The 17,618-nt window shown below is 64.5% G+C and carries 22 protein-coding genes; 13 read left to right on the top strand and 9 right to left on the bottom strand.

Translation table 11 applies throughout. From position 1 onward, the window contains the following. Positions 1 to 3: 3 nt before the first annotated feature. From WBF82_RS01205 to WBF82_RS01195, 3 genes are all read left to right on the top strand, one after another. Positions 4 to 801 carry an SDR family NAD(P)-dependent oxidoreductase gene (locus WBF82_RS01205; RefSeq protein ID WP_424381285.1) on the top strand — a complete coding sequence of 266 codons (798 nt, stop codon included), beginning with the start codon at positions 4 to 6 and terminating at the stop codon, positions 799 to 801. 105 nt (positions 802 to 906) lie between these two features. Then, positions 907 to 1,467, top strand: coding sequence for a hemerythrin domain-containing protein (locus WBF82_RS01200; protein ID WP_424381283.1), 561 nt, complete (start codon positions 907 to 909; stop codon positions 1,465 to 1,467). Between the two features lie 20 nt (positions 1,468 to 1,487). Beyond that, complete coding sequence (locus tag WBF82_RS01195) at positions 1,488 to 2,153, top strand: UdgX family uracil-DNA binding protein (protein WP_424381282.1); 666 nt, start codon at positions 1,488 to 1,490, stop codon at positions 2,151 to 2,153. A gap of 20 nt (positions 2,154 to 2,173) precedes the next feature. On the opposite strand, the gene WBF82_RS01190 is transcribed toward WBF82_RS01195, so the two are convergent. The 4 genes from WBF82_RS01190 to WBF82_RS01175 form a co-directional block, all read right to left on the bottom strand. Next, a complete protein-coding gene (locus WBF82_RS01190) occupies positions 2,174 to 3,595 on the bottom strand; it encodes a PE-PPE domain-containing protein (protein ID WP_424381281.1) in 1,422 nt (473 codons plus the stop codon). Between the two features lie 217 nt (positions 3,596 to 3,812). Continuing rightward, entirely contained in the window at positions 3,813 to 4,256 is a 444-nt protein-coding gene (locus tag WBF82_RS01185) for an anti-sigma factor antagonist (protein ID WP_424381280.1), read from the bottom strand. A 501-nt stretch (positions 4,257 to 4,757) separates the two neighbouring features. Beyond that, positions 4,758 to 5,414, bottom strand: a complete 657-nt coding sequence (locus WBF82_RS01180; protein ID WP_424381279.1) for a DedA family protein — start codon at positions 5,412 to 5,414, stop codon at positions 4,758 to 4,760. Positions 5,415 to 5,461: 47 nt separating this feature from the next. Next, positions 5,462 to 6,148, bottom strand: coding sequence for a hypothetical protein (locus WBF82_RS01175; RefSeq protein ID WP_424381284.1), 687 nt, complete (start codon positions 6,146 to 6,148; stop codon positions 5,462 to 5,464). A 49-nt stretch (positions 6,149 to 6,197) separates the two neighbouring features. Between WBF82_RS01175 and WBF82_RS01170 the strand changes: the two genes are divergently transcribed. Beyond that, on the top strand, positions 6,198 to 7,001 hold the full coding sequence (locus WBF82_RS01170) for an IclR family transcriptional regulator (protein ID WP_424381278.1): 804 nt from the start codon (positions 6,198 to 6,200) through the stop codon (positions 6,999 to 7,001). On the opposite strand, the gene WBF82_RS01165 is transcribed toward WBF82_RS01170, so the two are convergent. From WBF82_RS01165 to WBF82_RS01145, 5 genes are read right to left on the bottom strand one after another with little or no spacing between them, the layout of a single operon-like run. Continuing rightward, positions 6,989 to 7,711 (bottom strand): class II aldolase/adducin family protein, encoded by a 723-nt coding sequence (locus WBF82_RS01165; protein ID WP_424381277.1) that lies wholly within the window; start codon positions 7,709 to 7,711, stop codon positions 6,989 to 6,991. The genes WBF82_RS01170 and WBF82_RS01165 overlap by 13 nt on opposite strands. After that, a complete protein-coding gene (gene hcaB, locus WBF82_RS01160) occupies positions 7,708 to 8,502 on the bottom strand; it encodes a 3-(cis-5,6-dihydroxycyclohexa-1,3-dien-1-yl)propanoate dehydrogenase (RefSeq protein ID WP_424381276.1) in 795 nt (264 codons plus the stop codon). Before hcaB ends, WBF82_RS01165 begins: the two co-directional genes overlap by 4 nt. Further along, positions 8,499 to 8,768 (bottom strand): dihydrodiol dehydrogenase, encoded by a 270-nt coding sequence (locus WBF82_RS01155; RefSeq protein ID WP_424381275.1) that lies wholly within the window; start codon positions 8,766 to 8,768, stop codon positions 8,499 to 8,501. Before WBF82_RS01155 ends, hcaB begins: the two co-directional genes overlap by 4 nt. Then, a complete protein-coding gene (locus WBF82_RS01150; protein WP_424381274.1) occupies positions 8,765 to 9,304 on the bottom strand; it encodes a 3-phenylpropionate/cinnamic acid dioxygenase subunit beta in 540 nt (179 codons plus the stop codon). Before WBF82_RS01150 ends, WBF82_RS01155 begins: the two co-directional genes overlap by 4 nt. After that, positions 9,301 to 10,683 (bottom strand): aromatic ring-hydroxylating dioxygenase subunit alpha, encoded by a 1,383-nt coding sequence (locus tag WBF82_RS01145; protein ID WP_424381273.1) that lies wholly within the window; start codon positions 10,681 to 10,683, stop codon positions 9,301 to 9,303. Before WBF82_RS01145 ends, WBF82_RS01150 begins: the two co-directional genes overlap by 4 nt. A 276-nt stretch (positions 10,684 to 10,959) precedes the next feature. Between WBF82_RS01145 and WBF82_RS01140 the strand changes: the two genes are divergently transcribed. The 9 genes from WBF82_RS01140 to WBF82_RS01100 all read left to right on the top strand — a co-directional run bounded on the left by WBF82_RS01140 (position 10,960) and on the right by WBF82_RS01100 (position 17,562). Beyond that, entirely contained in the window at positions 10,960 to 11,925 is a 966-nt protein-coding gene (locus tag WBF82_RS01140; RefSeq protein WP_424381272.1) for a Rieske 2Fe-2S domain-containing protein, read from the top strand. Beyond that, positions 11,922 to 12,407 (top strand): hemerythrin domain-containing protein, encoded by a 486-nt coding sequence (locus WBF82_RS01135; RefSeq protein WP_424381271.1) that lies wholly within the window; start codon positions 11,922 to 11,924, stop codon positions 12,405 to 12,407. Before WBF82_RS01140 ends, WBF82_RS01135 begins: the two co-directional genes overlap by 4 nt. A gap of 225 nt (positions 12,408 to 12,632) precedes the next feature. After that, a complete protein-coding gene (gene pcaH / locus WBF82_RS01130; protein WP_424381270.1) occupies positions 12,633 to 13,409 on the top strand; it encodes a protocatechuate 3,4-dioxygenase subunit beta in 777 nt (258 codons plus the stop codon). Then, entirely contained in the window at positions 13,402 to 13,953 is a 552-nt protein-coding gene (pcaG, locus tag WBF82_RS01125; RefSeq protein WP_424381269.1) for a protocatechuate 3,4-dioxygenase subunit alpha, read from the top strand. The genes pcaH and pcaG overlap by 8 nt, the downstream gene beginning before the upstream one ends. Beyond that, positions 13,954 to 15,180, top strand: a complete 1,227-nt coding sequence (locus WBF82_RS01120; protein ID WP_424381268.1) for a lyase family protein — start codon at positions 13,954 to 13,956, stop codon at positions 15,178 to 15,180. Next, entirely contained in the window at positions 15,177 to 15,965 is a 789-nt protein-coding gene (locus WBF82_RS01115; RefSeq protein ID WP_424381267.1) for an alpha/beta fold hydrolase, read from the top strand. Before WBF82_RS01120 ends, WBF82_RS01115 begins: the two co-directional genes overlap by 4 nt. Continuing rightward, positions 15,962 to 16,351 (top strand): 4-carboxymuconolactone decarboxylase, encoded by a 390-nt coding sequence (pcaC, locus tag WBF82_RS01110; protein ID WP_424381266.1) that lies wholly within the window; start codon positions 15,962 to 15,964, stop codon positions 16,349 to 16,351. The genes WBF82_RS01115 and pcaC overlap by 4 nt, the downstream gene beginning before the upstream one ends. 111 nt (positions 16,352 to 16,462) lie before the next feature. Further along, positions 16,463 to 17,131 carry a helix-turn-helix transcriptional regulator gene (locus WBF82_RS01105; RefSeq protein WP_424381265.1) on the top strand — a complete coding sequence of 223 codons (669 nt, stop codon included), beginning with the start codon at positions 16,463 to 16,465 and terminating at the stop codon, positions 17,129 to 17,131. Then, on the top strand, positions 17,128 to 17,562 hold the full coding sequence (locus tag WBF82_RS01100; RefSeq protein ID WP_424381264.1) for a hypothetical protein: 435 nt from the start codon (positions 17,128 to 17,130) through the stop codon (positions 17,560 to 17,562). Before WBF82_RS01105 ends, WBF82_RS01100 begins: the two co-directional genes overlap by 4 nt. Positions 17,563 to 17,618: the final 56 nt, after the last annotated feature.

Raw genomic sequence — 17,618 nt, 5'->3', positions numbered from 1 at the left:
GTCATGGTGAGCGCTGATCGCGCCCGTTCCCGCACGTTCGTCATAACAGGTGCGGCCTCGGGTATCGGGCTGGCCACTGCCGAGCGCCTGCTGGCCGAAGGCGGCACCGTCGTCGGCGCCGACGTGGCGCCGCCACCCGACCTAGAGTCCAGTGGCCCTAACTTCCGGTTTGTCGCCGCCGACGTGACCGACGAAGCCGCGATCGCGGCTGTGCTGGCCGCCGTGCCCGACCGCCTCGACGGTGTCGTGCATGCCGCGGGCGTTGCCGGCGGCGGCCCGGTCCATCTGCTGGACCGCGCCGAATGGGAACGGGTGATCACGATCAACCTCACCGGGACGTTCCTGGTGGCCAAGGCGGCTCTGGGCAGAATGATCGAGCAGCCGCGGGTGGACGGGGAGCGAGGCTCGATCGTGACGCTGGCAAGTATCGAGGGTCTGGAAGGCACCGCGGGCGGCAGCGCCTACAACGCCTCCAAGGGCGGCGTCGTGCTGCTCACCAAGAACATCGCGCTCGATTACGGCCCGAGCGGTATCCGGGCAAACGCCATTTGCCCCGGCTTCATCGAAACACCCATGACCGGCAACGTTTTCGGCTTGCCCGGAATGGAGGGCCCGAAGGCCTCGATCACCGAGGAGCACGCGCTGCAGCGGATGGGCCTGCCGGAAGAGATCGCCGCCACAGCGGCCTTCTTGGTATCGCCCGACGCGTCCTTCATCAGCGGTCAGGCCATCGCCGTCGACGGTGGCTACACGGCCGGCCGCGATCACGGTGTGGTTCAGCTCTTCGGCCTGCCTCAGTGAACTAGGTCGGCGGCCACTGTTTGGTGAACCCGAGCGTCGGGTAGCCGAGACTCGGCGCGCACAACAGCCCAGCGCGCCGAAACCCAAGAATTTCGGGAGGAAACCATGGCTAATGCTGTGGTGAAGACACCCACCGATGTCATTCAGTTTCTCGTCGGCCAGCACGAGCAGATCAAGTCGTTGTTTGCCGAAACGCTGGCCGCTTCCGGCAAGGATCGGGAGCAGGCCTTCGTCGCGCTGCGCCGGTTGCTCGCCGTGCACGAAACCGCCGAAGAGGAGATCGTTCACCCGCGGGCGCAGCGAAAGATTCCTAACGGGGACAAGATAATCCATGCGCGGTTAGAAGAGGAGCACGAAGCCAAGACGGTGCTGTCCGAGCTGGAGAAGCTCGACGTCGACGACAATTCGTTCACCGACACGCTGACCAAGCTTCGCGATGCGGTCGTTGAGCACGCCGAGCAGGAAGAGAAGCAGGAATTCGGCAAGCTCGAGCAGGAATTGGGCAGCGACGAACTCGAGCACATGGGCCGTGCCGCCAAGCTTGCCGAAGCAATCGCGCCCACCAGGCCGCACGCGGGAGTGGAATCGCAGATCGCCAACCTGCGCGCCGGACCGTTCGCGGCGATGATGGACCGGGCGCGCGACACCATCATGGGTAAAGGCTGACCTGAGCCAGGCGCACAGCGATGAGCCCGACCAAGGCACCCGGAGCAGAACAGTTCCTGCCCGAAGACCTCGCACTGGATTCGCTGGCCGCCGCGGCGAGTTGCTGTCGCGGGTGTGCGTTGTACGAGAACGCCTCGCAGACCGTTTTCGGACACGGTCACCCCGACGCGCCGATCATGCTGGTCGGTGAGCAGCCCGGCGACCGTGAGGACGTCGAGGGGCTGCCATTCGTCGGCCCGGCGGGGCGGCTGCTCGCGCGTGCGCTCGACGACGCGGGCATCGATCCGGAACTTACGTATCAGACCAACGCCGTCAAGCATTTCAAGTTCACCCGCAAGGGCGGCAAACGCCGGATACACCAGAAGCCGAACCGAACCGAGGTCGTCGCTTGCCGGCCATGGCTGATCGCCGAGATCGAGACTCTGGAGCCGCAGGTGATCGTCCTGCTTGGCGCTACCGCCGCTCAGTCGTTGCTGGGCAGCGCTTTTCGAGTATCTGCTCATCGCGGTGAGCTCTTGCAGCTGCCCTCAGAGGCGCACGTGCAACTGGACCCCGAGCCGCGGCTGACGGCCACCTTGCATCCGTCAGCCGTGCTACGTGATCGGACTGACCGCGAGCAGGCATATAAGTCGTTGGTTGACGACTTGCGCAGTGCGCGTGGCGGTCTGGCGGCCGGCAACCGATAGGCCCACTCAGGCGCACTGTGTCAGAGCGCTGCTCCTAATAGCGCGAGAGGCAATATCCCCAGGTCGGCGGCGATCGGGATACCGATAGCGTCAATGGGGTTATTAGCCGCCAGTTCGGTGGTGAAGACGTTGTAGTCGAGTTGGGGAAGGGTGATCAGCAACGCCTCGGCTACGTCGAAAGGCGGGAAGCCTGTGTGCGGGGGGAAAGTATCGAAAAGATCCTGGAAGGTCGTGGGGACGATCGAGAGAACCGACAATTGGGTGCCCGGAAGGATATCTTCCAGTGTCGTGCCGAGTTGGTCGGCCCAGGCTGGCAACGAGTACACGTAGTTGTTCGGATCGGTGAGATCCTTGAGGGCATCGGTGATCCCTTGCTGCAGTCCGTTGGCTAAAGCTTGCGGAACCTGCTCGAGGACACTGGAATCCGGCAGGAAACCCAACGTGGTGGGTACGTCAGCATCGCCCTGACTCCAGCCACCCAGGTAGTTGTCGGCGACGTTGCCGTAGCCCAGGTTCACCAGCACCGACAAGTCCGGGTTCAGTAGATCGGCCAGCGGGTTGCCGATGAAGGGGATCAGTTGCAATGGATCGAGTAGCGGCAGAGTGGTGACCGGAATCTCGTAGTAGTTGGTCAAAAGGTCCGCCGATGACGTCGGTAGTTGGATAGCGTCTGCGACCTGCTCGGCCGTGAGGCCCGGATAGGTGACGTGCTCGAAAGCGATGCCCAGCAGGGCGTTGAGATCGGACAGCGGGTTGATCGGGTACTGCGGGAAGTCGGCGAAACCATCGTATTCGTGCGTGTAAACGTCGGTCGGGTAAAGGTTGGACGCTTCTGCACCGCTGAACGTCAGGCCCAGGCTGGGGATGGTCGGCTGCGTGCCGGCCGGCAGGTCGAAGCGTTCCAACATGCCTCCGTTGGGCGCGCTTTCGTCACCCATCAGCACGAAATGGACGTCATCACTGGGCACACCTTGGCTCGCGAGCTCCGGCTGCAATAGCGATGAGATCACCGCGCTCTGCGACCAGCCGGAGACCACCACAGGGTTCGCGGCGTCGACATGTCCTCCGGCGATCTGGTTGAGGATCGCCGCGTCCAGGATCTGTTGTCCCTGGGCCTCGGACTTGTCGAACGTCTCGGTAAAGGGACCGAGGAATGGGTACAGCGCCTCGGGCGTGGTCAAGACCTGCGTTGTGCCGGTAAAGCCGCGCGGCGCCAGGTACTCCGCGTCGATAACATCCGCGTAGGTCTGCCCCGGCGTCTCGAGGCCACTACCGCCCAGGATGAACGCCGTGCCATCCCCAAGCGGGGAGTCCCCGGTGTCACCGCTGGTGAGCCGTACCGCGCGCATCTGCACTTCGGGTGACGGCGGGATGACCGGTGGGATCGCGATGAGGCTGGCGCCTACCAGGGCGACACCGAAGGTTCGGTGCAGACGAAGCATCAGGCGGCCTCTCCCTCGGGCTGCGCTGCCAGTGTTCGTTGACCCTACCAAGAAGGGGTGATGTAAACCGACAGATATCGAATTCGGTTCGGCCGTCGAGGTTTTCCGAGAAAGAGTGGGTCGCTGCCGCAAGCCACGGCCCGGCGCACTAATTCAACTGGCCGGGGCCGGGAAACGGTTCTGCCCGAACGTATGTAAGCGAAGCGTGGTCGCAGGCTTACCAGTCGGTCGGGTCGAACACCGACAGTGCAGCGTCGATGCTCTCATCAACCGGCAGCAGCTCGCCGAGGCCGCACGCGGCGACCATCCGGGAGACGACCGGCTGGTTACTTACGAGTCGCAAGTGGACGCCATTCTGGCGGCAGTGCTCGGCCTCCTCGGCGAGCGCGGCGTAGGCGCAGCAGCCCATGAAGTCCAGGCCGCTGGTGTCCACCACCAGTGGTCCCGGTGGGCCGGCTGCAGCGGCCGCCTCGCTGAGCAGTTGGCGCCAGGCGCCCTCGTTGGAGGCGTCGAGTTCGCCCCCGGCGCTGACGATCACGGCCAGGCCGATGCGCTCGGTGGTCATCCGTAGCGTGCTCCTGGCCTGCGCCAGTTCTGAGACGAGACGGCTACTCAACATCAGGTGATTGAAAGATGGGTCGGCAATAGCAAAAGTGCTCATGGTGAACTCCTGATCGGCAGACGCATTGCGCCGCGATATGGATGCCTGCCCTACACACCTGAAGACCGACGTCGTATTCAGCAGATATCGAATTTATAACAGAATCTGGCTAGGTTTGTCCATCGAACGGTGCCTAAGAATACGGTGAGGGCTGTCCGGGCCGCGCCCGGTGCGCGGACCGCACAGCGAATTTTGGGCATGTCGCGTGCGCGACTCGCCCGGGCGTCGTCGGCACCGCCTCATCGGCAATGCGACCAGGTGTTGCTGGCGCGAAAATTGGTTTATATCAGTATATTCCAGCGGCACCTGCGGTGTGGCGGTGACTGCCCGACGACGATCACGCACCGGGTGGCCGGTGTGCCCGCGCCGGACTAGAGCAAACTGGCAAAAACGCCGATGCGAAGATTTCCGCACCCCATTTGACTGCCATCGAATATCGGGCAGGAATATCGCCAAGACGTGCTCCGGTGACGCCAACAAGCGTGGGAATAACGACGATATTCAGGCGCTCGGTCGGCCTGATTCGCTAGAGTGCTCCGCCCCGAGTTCGGCGATCGCTCGGGATGCGCGGTCGCGCAGCACGACTGCGGCGACCACCCCGCACACGACAGCCACCACCAACGCGATCCAGGAGAAGCGGGTGAGCCATCGTTCGGCGGCCAAGCCCGTGTAGTAGACCAACGCGGTGGTGCCGCCCGCCCAACAAATTGCGCCCGAAACGTTGGCGACCAAAAACCTTGCGTAGCGCATCTTCAGCGCTCCGGCCAGGGGCCCGGCGAGGATCCGCAGCAACGCGATGAAGCGGCCTAAGAACACCGCCCGTGCCCCCCAGCGGTCAAACAGCTGCTCGGCAAACCTCACATGTCCGGGGCCGAAGTGGTTGGGGAAGCGCCGGCCTAATCGGTCGAACAGCGGCAGGCCGAGCCGGCGGCCGATCGCATAGCCGGTCGAGTCGCCGATCACCGCACCGAGCACCGCGGCAGTACCGACGCCGACCGGGTTGACCGCCAGCTCATGCCGCGACGACAACAGGGCGGCGCTGACGAGAACGATCTCACCCGGCAACGGGATGCCCAGGCTCTCGATCCCGACCACTAGGCCGACCACCGCGTACACGGTGAGCGGGGGGATCGACTGCAACAGGGCATCCACATCCATGGGTAAAGGATGCCCCACCGGTCCGCAGGGTGCTGCGGTAACCGACGTCAGGCGGTGCGGGACATGATTTGCTCGCGCCGCTTCGGCGCCCACTCCATCATGTTGACTCGGCCTTCGGTGTCGCACGCCACCAGCACCATAGCCGCGTCCGGGATCACGATCAGCCCGTAGTCGCAGGTTTCTCGTTGGCCGGTCATGATCCAGGCGAGCACGCCGTCCGCCGGGACGGAGAACTCGCGGAGTTGCAGGGCGCCCGACTCGCCCGCGGACGCGACACCAACCGCGTCGGCGGTGCATTTGCTGACTGCCGCAAAGCCATTCCACACCACGTCGTGAGAATTCAGGTCCTTGTCGTACACGTCGGCCGACTCGGCGTAGATCGCCGAGGTGCCGAATGTGTAGGCCGACTCGGCGTGGTCCGATGGTCCGGGCGGCAACAGCGGAGAGCCCTTGAACAACACCGCCGCCGCACACTCCGGCGGACGCACAGTGGTGAAAAATGTGTCGCCAACTTCGGCCGGCGTCGCCGGACCGAGCGGCGTCTGCTCACCGCCGCGCAACAACAGATCTCGCGCCGAGACCCGCGGGCGGGCGGGCTTTGTCGCCGAAGCGGACGGTGGCGGCGGATGGCCGCCCGCGGCGACCGGCGCTCCGGTCACTGAGTTGGTGCAGGCGGCCAGTATCACTGCGATGCCGAGCAGCGCCGCCGCCCGGCGGGTGCGCTGCCGGATCATCAGTTGGTAGACCTCCTGCCGGTACCGTATCGCAGGTAAGTTTTCTGTCATGCAGAAAAAGGCGCAGCGGGCCGCCGCCGCGTCGGCCACCGATTCAGTTGCGCCGCAGTACCCGATCGAGTCGGTCGATAAGGCGTTGAAGCTGCTGCTGTTGTTGGGGGAGCAGCCGGAGATCCGGTTGAGCGAGGCCACCCGGTATCTGGGTGTGGCGTCGTCGACCGCGCACCGGCTACTGGCGATGCTGGCTTACCGGGGTTTCGTCCGCCAGGACGCGGCGTCCAAGGCGTATCGGCCGGGCCCGGCGTTGACGGGTGTGGCGTTTGCGATCTTCGGTCGCATCGATATCGCTGGAACCGTCACGCCGATCATGCGGGAGTTGAGCGAACGCCTGCGCGAGACCGTGCATGTCGGGATGCTCGACGGCGCCGCGGTCCGTTTCGTCGCCGCGGTGGAGGGCCCCACCGCGGTGCGGGTGGCGTCCCGGCTGGGCCGCACGATGCCGGCGCATTGCACGTCGACGGGCAAGGCCATGCTGGCCCAATTACCGCAAGCGGAATTGCATCAGTTGCTGCCCGACGAGAACTTGGAGACCATCACCGACCGGTCGATCGGCAGCCGCACCAAATTGGAAGCCGAGCTGTCCCGGATACGTGAACAGGGCTACGCGGTTAACCGCGAGGAGAGTGAGGAAGGTGTCGCGTCGGTGGCGGTGCCGATCCCGACGCAGGCGCCGGGGCTGCGGTTGGCGCTCAACGCCGCGGCCCCACAACACCGGCTCAGCCGATCGCAGTACGCCGCGGTTGCGGCCGCACTTACCGAGGCCGCCAAGGAGATTGGCGATCAGCTTGGCTGATCAAATCGCGCGACTTCACTGCGCCACGCCGCGTCGGTGGTGAAACCGGCGCCTAGATCCGGGAGTTCCGGCCAATCCGCGTCGTCGATATCGCGCAGCGTGCCGCCGGCCGCGCGAATCTGCAGTGACATTCGGGCCAGCGCATCGAGGCTGATCGCTTGCAACACGGCCTGCGCAACGGTGCCGGCTGCGCTGGTGATGCCGTGGCCACGGCAGATCACCACCGGTGCGCTGCCCATTGCGGCCACCATTTCCTTGCCCAGCGGGGTGTTTCGGATCAGCACGGCACGTTCATAAACCGGGACGCCGCCGCGCGCGAGCCACGCCCCGGGAATGTCGTAGGCGCCGTAGATCGGGCGGATCGTGATGCCGGCGAGATCGGCGGCGACGACGGCGGGCGGATGCAAATGCGCCACCGCCCGATGCTGCGGGTCGGCCAACATCGTTACGATGTGGATCGGAAGTTCGTTGGGAACCCGAAACCCGTCCAATTCTCCGGGAGCGCCTGCGCTGCCGTCGAATTCGATGAGCCGGATATCGCTGGGCCGAGTGAACGCCACCCCGGTGTCGGTGTCGCTCCGGCATCGGATGAGCAGCCGCTCGTCGTCCACCCGCAGGCTCAGATGGCCCAGGATGCCGTCGGCCAGTCCGCGCGCCGCGGCGACCCGGCAGGCTTGTGCGACCAATGCGCGTTCCTGCTCGAGCGTCACGATTGCGCTCCGAGCCCGAATCCGCCGTCGGGATGGATGCTTTCGCCGGTGATGCCGCGCGAGCGGTCGGAGGCCAAGAACACGAAACTCCAGGCGTGATCCTCGGCGGTCAGTGCGACGTTCAGCGGCGTTCGCGCCTCCAGATCGCGGGCGCGGTTGGGAGTGTCATCGAGGCGGTCGCTGTGCTGTGCCAGCGCGCTCAAACCGCGCAGATCGGTGTTCAGCGTGCCCCCCGGCGCCACACCGTTGACCCGGATCTGCGGCGCCAGCTCGTGGGCCAGCGTGCTGACCAGGCCGCGAACTGCGAACTTCGACGACACATAAAGCACCCCGCCACGTCCGGGGTAAAACGACGATGCGGACTCAGCCAGCACGATCGAGGATCCGGTCTCGGATTGCAGCGCCGGAACGGCCGCTTTGACCGACACCAGATGGCTGAGCACGTTGGTCCGAAACATCTCGTCGAACGCGGAAGGAAGGTCGTCGGCGTCGATGTCGCCGATGCTCTTGTAGAAGTCGAAGATTCCGACACAGTTCACCAGCGTGTCGAGGCCGTCGAAGGCGTCCACGGCGGTGGCGACGGCCAGATCGTTGGCTGCTTGGGTGGTCGCATCGCCCTCGATTACCGGCACCTTCTTATGCTCGTGGCGCAGCTTGTCGCACTTGTCTGAATCCAGCTCGAGCACAGCAACTTTCGCGCCTTCATCACGGAAGGTGTCAACGACCGCCCTGCCGATACCCGAGCCGCCCCCGACGACAAGCGCGCGCTTGCCGTCCAACCACTTGCTCACGGCCCGCCGCCCTGATCAGATGGGTCGGGCAGCAGCGGGTTGGCGTTACCGACCATCGCGGCCAGCGTGCGGGCGTTCTGTCGTGTCAGCGCCTCGACCTCCAACGCGTCCAGGCTGACCCAGCGACCGGATTTGGGCGCGCAGACCAGCAGCCGCGACCCGTTTCGGGTATCGACGCGATGCACCACGACCTCGGTGAATTCGTTTGCCACCGTGAGCGGTTCGCCCACCGCGCCGCTGAGCAACTCCGTCAGGCCATCGTTCATAAAAACACCGCCAGGTTCTGCATCCTCAACACTGCCTCATCGACGAGGATGGTGCGGCGTGCGAGTTTGAGCTGATCATCGCACCGCCGCAACACGTCGTGGCGACCGCAGGACACCAGGGCGGCTTCGTTGACGTCGCCACGGCTGCGGAACAGCAGTTCCGCCGATTCGACGACGAGGTGTGCGTCATCCTCGCAGCCGAACGTGCGCACGTTGGTGATGTAGTGGCGCATCCGCGAAGGCGGATCCTCGGTCCAGGCATGCTCGGTGGCGAACCGGGCAACCCGCCGGCTCAGCGAGTACTTGTCCTCGTCGAAGTGTGCCATCCCCGGCGAGGTGTCGAACCCGGCGCCCAACGCCGTGGTGACCCGCACCGGCATCAGGTAACGGATGTCGTCGGTCAGGGTGTCCAACCAGGCCTCGTACTGCTGCGCGTCGAGCAGGTAGGCTTCGTCGACCAAGAACTGATGTGCCTGCAGGTGTCGAGTGTCGTTGAACGGCAGCGGCTTTCCCGTTGCCAGCTCGGTGGTTGTCATATCGTCGCCGCCGTCCCGAGCGGGGTGACGGCGGTGGACACCGGCGGCATCTCCAAATGGTCGGCCCACAACCGCAGTAACGCGCGCTGATTGTTTTCGTTGTAGCCGACCTGGGCATGCCCTGGCCCGTGAAACGATCCGGGAGGCAGCGGGTCGACGACCGGGCGGTCGTCGGAAAGCAAACCCATGCGGCTATTCAGCAGCAGCCGTCGCGCCATCGAGCCGCCCGCGGTGTTGGTCAACGACACCCAGTTCTCCACATCGTCCTGTTCGAACATGCCCGTCGATCCAAAGCACATCAGATACGCCTTGTAGGAGTTCTTTTTGTACTCCGGTGGCGCCGCGGAGTCCACTGCGAACCACGAGCACACCTCGGTTTCGTTCTCGCTGATCGGCTGCCACAGCCGGATCGAAATGAACGGCAAGACATTCTGGTCGTCCGGGCTGTCGACCACCTTGGGCCAGTTGTGCACGAAACTGAGATTCGGAAAACACGACGCCGCCGAGATCATGAACCCATCCTCGCCTACCAGTTGCTGTTGCTCCGGCGTCCAGACGTGTTTGATCCGCTCGATCATCTCCTCGGGGTAGCCGACGTAGCGCATGCGTTGTTCGAAGTTGCCCGGCGGAAGCTTGTAGGTGGTTCCACCGCCACACTGCGCCCAGTAGGTGGCCCCATCCTTGCGCTTCTGCGCCTTCGGTTCGCGGAAAAGCCCGATCTCGACGATCGACGCATGGGTTTGCGGGGTGTGGTACATGTCGCCGGCGAAGTTCTCGGCGCCGATCTTCCAGTTGGCCTTGATTCGCCAGCGCTGGGGGCCGCGGACCTCGAGTCCGCCGCGGCTTTGTTTGGTGTAAAAGTCGAGATAGAACCGGAAGTCGCCGAGGAAGTCCTCCAGCGGTTGTGCGCATGGATCCATGTTGATGAAGAGCAAGCCGTTGTAGTTCGCGAGATTCGGTGCGGGAAGCAGGGTTTGGCTAGTCTTTGGGAACCCGTCGTCGCCGCCGTAAGCCTCGCGGTGAAATGGCAGACCGGTGAGCCGACCGTCGTTGCGGTAGGTCCAGCCGTGGTAGGGACACCGGAAGTTGGAGGCGTTGCCCATCTCTGCGCGGCAAACCTGCATGCCGCGGTGTAGGCACATATTAAACAAAGCTCGTATAAGTCCATTTCCGTCGCGGGTGATGATGAAGGAGTCGTCGAGCACGCGGCGCACCACGTAGTCGCCGTCTTGGGGGATCTCGGATTCGTGTGCGACGAACAGCCACGCCCGGCTGAATAGCCGCTCTTTTTCCAGCTCGAAGAGCTCTTTGTCGTTGTAGATGTGTGCCGGGATCATCCCGCGCCGCACGTGGTCGAGCGCACTGCGGTGATCGGTCATGACGACCTCCAAGCTCGCCCAGCGGTTATCTGTATTACAGAGGGTAGCTCTGCTATATAGAGAATGCCGCAGGCCAGCGACGTGGTCAACACCATGAGGGATTACGGCGGTTGTCGACGTAGCGATTCGCTGTGATGAAAATCGCAGTGCACCAACACGTTTCGGGGCAGAGATGGTTCCTGTGAATTCACTGCCAATGGTGTTTGAGACACCAGAACATTGGGGCATGCCGGTACGGTCGTTAAGAGGTCGGCAGCTGAGAAAGGACTTGATGCAGTGGTTGAGGCGCCTCCGCAAGGCCGTTTACACAGGCGGATGGAACGGCTGCTGTCGGTCATCGGCAGTCAGGAGTGGCTGGATCGGCCCAGCTACCGGCTCGAGCACCTGGTCGCCATCGCCTTCAACGCGCTGGGCAACAGCCGGGATCGCACCGCCAATGCCCTCAACGGGGTGTGGCTCGGCCACCCGGTGCACCCACCGCTGGCCTCGCTGACCAGCGGGGCGATCGGAACCACCGTCGGGTTGGATGCGCTTAGCCTGCTGCCTCGCCGACCGAAGCAGGAACTCGCCGATGCGTCGCGGTTCGCTACCCGCGCGCTGGGACTCGGGATCTTGGCGAACTTGGGTTCGGCAGTCACCGGCGTCGCGGATTGGCAACACACCCACGAGGAAGACCGCCGCATCGGGTTGGTGCACGGCGCGCTGAACGGCTTGGCGACCGGCTTCTACATCATGTCGTGGCTGGATCGCCGCCGCGGCCGGCACGCTCGGGGGATCGTCACCACCGCGCTCGGTTACGGCATCACCGTCAGCGCGAGTTACATGGGCGGTGCCTTGGTGTTCGCCTCCGGTATCGGCATTGACCAATCCGGTGAGCGGCTGCGCGCGGCGGACTGGACGCCAGTGCTGCCGGTGGAGTCGCTGAAGAACGGCAAGCCGCAGCGCGTCGAGGTCGACGGGGTGGGGTTGGTGCTGTGCCGAACCGGCAACAACGGAGAGGTCGCGGCGTTCGGCGAGTTCTGCCCACACCTGGCTGCCCCGATGAGTGACGGCTGGGTGGATCGTGGCCGGCTGGTGTGCCCCTGGCATGGGTCGCGATTCGACGTCTGCTCAGGAGCGGTAGTGCGCGGCCCGTCAGCGGCGCCGTTGCCGCGCTATCAAACGCGGATCAACGACGGGATGATCGAATTGCGTGGTGACGGCCAGCATTCGCTTCCGGCAGGAAAAGGAGTCGCTAAGTGAACGCCTACACCGTTCTGCAGGACCACCACAAGGTGCTCAAGGGACTGGTTAAGAAAATCTCGGACACACCTGCGGTGGCCCCCGAACGCCAGGCGCATCTCGACGATCTGCTCGTTGAACTCGACATCCATTTCCGCATTGAGGACGACATCTACTATCCGGCTCTGGCGGCGGCGAGCGAGTTGATTGCCGTCGCGCACGCCGAGCACCGCCAAGTCATCGATCAGCTTTCGGTGCTGCTGCGTACTTCGCCGGCGGCACCGACCTACGACGACGAATGGCATTCCTTCGCAACTGTCTTGGAGGCGCACGCCGACGAGGAGGAGCGCGACATGATTCCAGTGCCGCCGTCGGTGAAAATTACCGATTCGGAACTCGTCGAGCTGGGCGACAAAATGGCTTCCCGCATCGCGCAGCTGCGTGAGTCGACTGTTCACAAGCTACGGGTCAAGGGCAGAAAGTCGATGCTGCGGGCTTTGTAGCCCGAAGGCGCCGCCAGCCCGCGCCGATGCCCAGGGCGTCGAGCAGCCGTTGGGGGGCTTCCCCGATCCCAGAGGCTCTCGATGCCGACGAGGCGCGCCGGCTCCTGCGAGAACCCCTGGTCATAGATGTAGTCAGGCGGCATGGCGCCACAGTATTGTGGATACCCAATCGAAATCCCGCGAAGTGGTTGAGGGTAGCCGATTCTCGCGTTAGCGTCTGCTTTGATGAAGGCTGCAGCAGGGCCGGCCCGCACTGAGTCGCAACGCGAGATCAGTGCGGAAATCGCCCGCATCGCCGCGGCCTACCAGGGCAACGATGAGCCGCAGCCGCTGCTGGACTACCCGCCGTATCGCATCAGCAGGCTGCGCCATCCGCGGTCTCCGTTCGTCCGCGTCGACCCGGACGAGGTGGAGTGCTGGGCGCCGTGCTTCGGGCGCGGGGATGTCGATCCCCTCGACGCCGACCTCACCGCCGGCCACCGCGGGGAGCCCATCGGGGAGCGCATCATCGTGACCGGGCGGCTGCTCGACGCGACGAGCAAGCCGGTGGCGGGCCAACTCGTCGAGATCTGGCAAGCCAATGCTGCCGGGCGGTACAACCATCAACTCGACCAGCATCCGGCGCCGATTGATCCCAACTTCGTCGGCGTGGGCCGTTGCCTGACCGGGCCGGACGGAACGTACCGTTTCCTTACCATCAAGCCCGGACCCTACCCGTGGCGCAATCACCAAAATGCTTGGCGGCCAGCGCACATCCACTTCTCGGTATTCGGGACTGCTTTCACCCAGCGGCTCGTCACCCAGATGTATTTTCCCGGCGATCCATTGTTTGGCTTGGACCCCATCTACCAGTCCGTTGTGGATCCCGTTGCCCGCCAAGGACTGGTCGCCGTTTATGACCATGATCTGACTGAGCCCGAGTATGCGACCGGCTACCGGTGGGACATCGTCGTCGCAGGCATGCAGCGAACGTGGACGGAGCCAAACGGTGACCATGGCTGAATTAGCTTGCACCCCAGGGCAAACCGTCGGTCCATTCTTTTATTGTGCGTTGCCGTACGCTGGCGACAACCAGCTTGTCGGCGATGCGCAACCCGGTGCCATCCGGCTACACGGGACGGTTTACGACGGCGCTGGTGATGCCGTGCCCGACGCGCTGATCGAGTTGTGGCAGCGCGGAGCCGACGGCCGCATCGTCCGACAGGAGGGCTCGCTGCGACGCGGCGGCCAGTCGTTTACCGGCTGGGGCCGATGCGCAACCGATGCCGCGGGCCACTACAGCTTTACGACGTTGGCGCCCGGTGCGCCGGTCGGAGAGGCGGCGTTCTTCGCGATCGCCGTCTTTGCGCGCGGACTGTTGAACCGAGTGTTCACCCGCGCCTACCTGCCGGATGCCGACCTGGATGCTGATCGGCTATTGAGTGCCCTGGATGCGGACCGGCGACAAACCCTGATCTGCGCAGCCGAAAAGGGCGGATACCGCTTCGATATTCACCTTCAGGGCCGCAGTGAGACAGTGTTTCTGGCCTATCGCGGTGATTCTTAGATGACCAACCTGCTGTGGCCGGGGGATGAGCGCGCCGGGGAGTTGATGTCCGACACGGCGGTGCTGGCGTCGATGCTCGCGGTGGAATCGGCCTGGCTGGATGCGCTTGTCGCCGCGGGGCTGGCGCCGGATCTTTGCAGCGGCGCTGACCTAACCGGGCTGGTAAGCGCCGGCGACCGCGAGTTGATCGCGGCCGGATCGGAGGATGGCGGCAACCCCGTGATCGGGTTGGTGACACTGCTTCGTGACCGGGCCAGTGCGGAGGTCAGTCGGTGGATTCACCGCGGCCTTACCAGCCAGGATGTGATCGACACCGGGTTGATGCTGGCCACTCGTGCCGTCGTCGAAGAGTTGAAGTCACAACTCGCCGAACAGATTTCATCCCTATCCGGACTTGCGGCGACCCACCGCGAAACCCCGATGGTGGCTCGGACTCTGACCCAGCATGCGGTGCCCACAACATTCGGAGCCAAGGCGGCATCGTGGTGCAACGGCGTCGTCGACGCATATCAACAACTCAGCGCGCTGACCTTGTCGGTCCAGATCGGCGGCGCGGGCGGCACACTGGCCGCCGCAACGGAGTTGGCGGCGCTTGCCGGTCAACCAAATCCCAGTGCAACATCGGTGGAACTGGTGCAAAACACCGCAGCGACTTTGGGTTTGGTTGCCAGGCTGCCGTGGCACACCGCCCGCGCACCGGTCACCACGATCGGCGACGCATTGCTCGGATGCACCGATGCCTGGGGCCGCATCGCATCAGACGTTGTGACACTGGTCCGGCCGGAGATCGCGGAACTGAGCGAACCCGCATCCGGCGGCCGCGGTGGATCATCGAGCATGCCGCAGAAGCGGAACCCGGTGTTGTCCATCCTGATTCGCCGCGCGGCGATTTCTGCGCCGTCGCTGGGCGCGACGTTGCATACCGCTGCCGCACTGGCCAACGACGAACGTCCCGATGGCGCATGGCATGCCGAATGGGAGACGCTACGTATGCTCGCCCGGCGAGCCGTTGTCGCCGGATCCCAGTGCAGCGACCTGCTCGCCGGTCTGGAGGTCGATCCGGCGCGGATGGCCAGTAACCTCGACAGTGTCGATGTACTCGGCGAGCAACGCATCATCGCTGCGCTGGTCGGGAAAGCGCCGGCCGGCGACTATGTCGGTGCGAACGACGCTCTGATCGACGAGAGCCTGGATCGTGCCAAGCGGATAGTCAAGGAACGTCCGTGACCGCCCCGCGCATCCGCGGTTCCCATCTCGGGGGGTCACCGGACCTGCCACCGCTGGTAGTCGGCCCGTCGCTGGGTACCTCGGTCACAGCCTTGTGGTCTGGCGTGGCACGACGACTTGCAGACGTCTATCACGTCATCGGCTGGGACCTTCCCGGCCACGGCGCCAGCCCACGGCCGAGCGACGCCTTCACCATCGAAGACCTCACCGCCAGTGTCATCAAAGTCGTGGAAGGCAAGATCGGCCGACGGCCGTTCACCTACGCGGGTGTCTCGGTCGCCGGCGCGGTCGGTCTGCAACTGCTGCTCGGGCATCCGGAGCGGATCGTGTCTGCCGCGCTCATCTGCACGGCGGCACGAATCGGCGACCCCGACGATTGGCAATCCCGCGCGCAAGTCGTCCGCAGTGCCGGAACTGGCGAAGTCGTTGCGCTGTCCATTCGCCGGTGGTTTGCCCCCGGATTCTTCGAGCGCGATCCCGCGTCGGCCCGGGCGCTGCTGGACACCCTGCGCCGGGCCGACGACGACGGCTATGCACGCACCTGTGAGGCGCTCGCCGATTTCGACGCCCGCCATCGCCTCGGCGAAATCGACACGCCGATCGTCGCTGTCGCGGGCGCCAATGACACTGCCACGCCGCCTGATTCGCTGCGATACATTGCCAGCAACGTGACCCGCGGACGATTCGTCGAGGTGGCACACGCCGCCCATCTTGCGCCGGCCGAGCAGCCCGACCGAATCGCCGATGTGTTGGCGAAGCTGAGGAGAGGCAGGCAATCAAGATGAGCGACGCCTATGACCGGGGGATGGCCGTACGCCGCGAAGTGCTTTCAGACAGCTACGTCGAGCAGGCAGCTGAGCGGATCACCGACTTCAACCGGGACTTTCAGAAGCTGGTCACCGAATTCGCCTGGGGCACAATCTGGACGCGTCCCGGGCTGGACCGGCGGAGTCGTTCGATGATCACGCTCACGGCGCTGATCGCTCGTGGCCGTGACGAGGAGCTTGCGCTGCATATCCGAGCCGCGCTGCGCAACGGGCTGTCGCGAGACGAAATCAAGGAGGTCCTGCTGCAGACCGCGGTTTACTGTGGTGTGCCGGACGCCAATGCCGCCTTTCGCATCGCGCAAAGCGTCTTCGAAGAAATAGAGTCACAAAAAGATTCGCCGTAATACTGGCGAAACTTCGGTGCATTGCTACAATCCGCTTTGTATAAAGCTACTGGGCTTTATCGCGTATCCAAGCTGATCGGCGTACCTGCCGGCAGCGGAATGGTCGGGATAATGAGCGCCGTCGCTAAATCAACAAAGCAATCCCCGGATCGCCGCAGCTACGTACTGAGAGTTTTGCGGGACGCCGATACTCCGATGAGTATCGCCGCGATCGCCGAAATCCTGGACGTGCACCCCAACACCGTTCGCTTCCATCTGGAGACTCTGGTCGGCGCCGGCCGGGTGGAACAGGTCGAGTCGGACCGCACAGGGCCGGGCCGGCCGGCGCTGATGTTCCGTGCGACTCGACGGATGGATCCCGCCGGCCCCCGGCACTATCAGTTGCTGGCCGAGATGCTTGCCCTGGAATTGGCGCACGATCAGGAAGCCCCTGCCAGGGCGCTGGCTGCCGGTCGTGACGGTGGTACGCAGCTGAAGCTACCGCCGCCGACGACGGCCGGGGCCCCCGACGCGGATGAATCGATCGAGCACCTGGTGGATGTACTCGACCAGCTCGGCTTTGCACCCGAGCATCGCGGAGACGACCGGCTGGGATTGCGGAACTGCGTGTTTCTGGAACTGGCGGAGACCCAGAGGGCCGTTATTTGTCCGATCCACTTGGGGCTCATGCAGGGAGCGCTGGAAACCTGGGACGCACCGGTCACCGCCGATCGGCTGGAGCCCTTCGTCGAGCCCGATCTGTGTCTGGTGCACCTCACCCGCCAGATCACCACGACGTGAGGCTCGCCCACGCCATAGCAGTCGTGGTTGTCTTCGTCTGGTTGGGCATGGTGCTGGCCATCTCGTTTCTGGAAGCACCGCTGAAGTTCCGCGCCCCCAACGTCACACTGCAGATCGGCCTCGGCATCGGGCGTCTGGTCTTTCGCGCGCTCAACACCGTCGAGGTGGTACTGGCCATCGTGGTGTTGGTGGCCACAATTGCCAGGCCGCCCTCAACCGGCCTAGCGGTGGCATTGGTGATCGTGTTCGCCGCGTTGGCCCTGCAGATCGGCGCGGTGCGGCCCCGGCTGAATCGTCGTTCCGACCAAGTGCTCGCCGGCCTCTCGGAAGAAGGGGCCCCACGATCGCGCGGCCACTACATCTACATCGGCCTCGAGGCAGTCAAAGTGGCGGCATTGACCGCAGCCGGGATACTTCTACTATCGGGCTAATGGAATCGATCTCGCTGACCAACATGGCCTCCGAAAAGCTCGCCGAGGCGCGACAG

Origin of the sequence: Mycobacterium sp. (genome assembly GCF_049673265.1) — a bacterium.
Lineage (GTDB): Bacteria > Actinomycetota > Actinomycetes > Mycobacteriales > Mycobacteriaceae > Mycobacterium.
The sequence above is the reverse complement of the archived record's forward strand: the minus strand, read 5'-3'. Positions and strand labels throughout refer to the sequence as shown.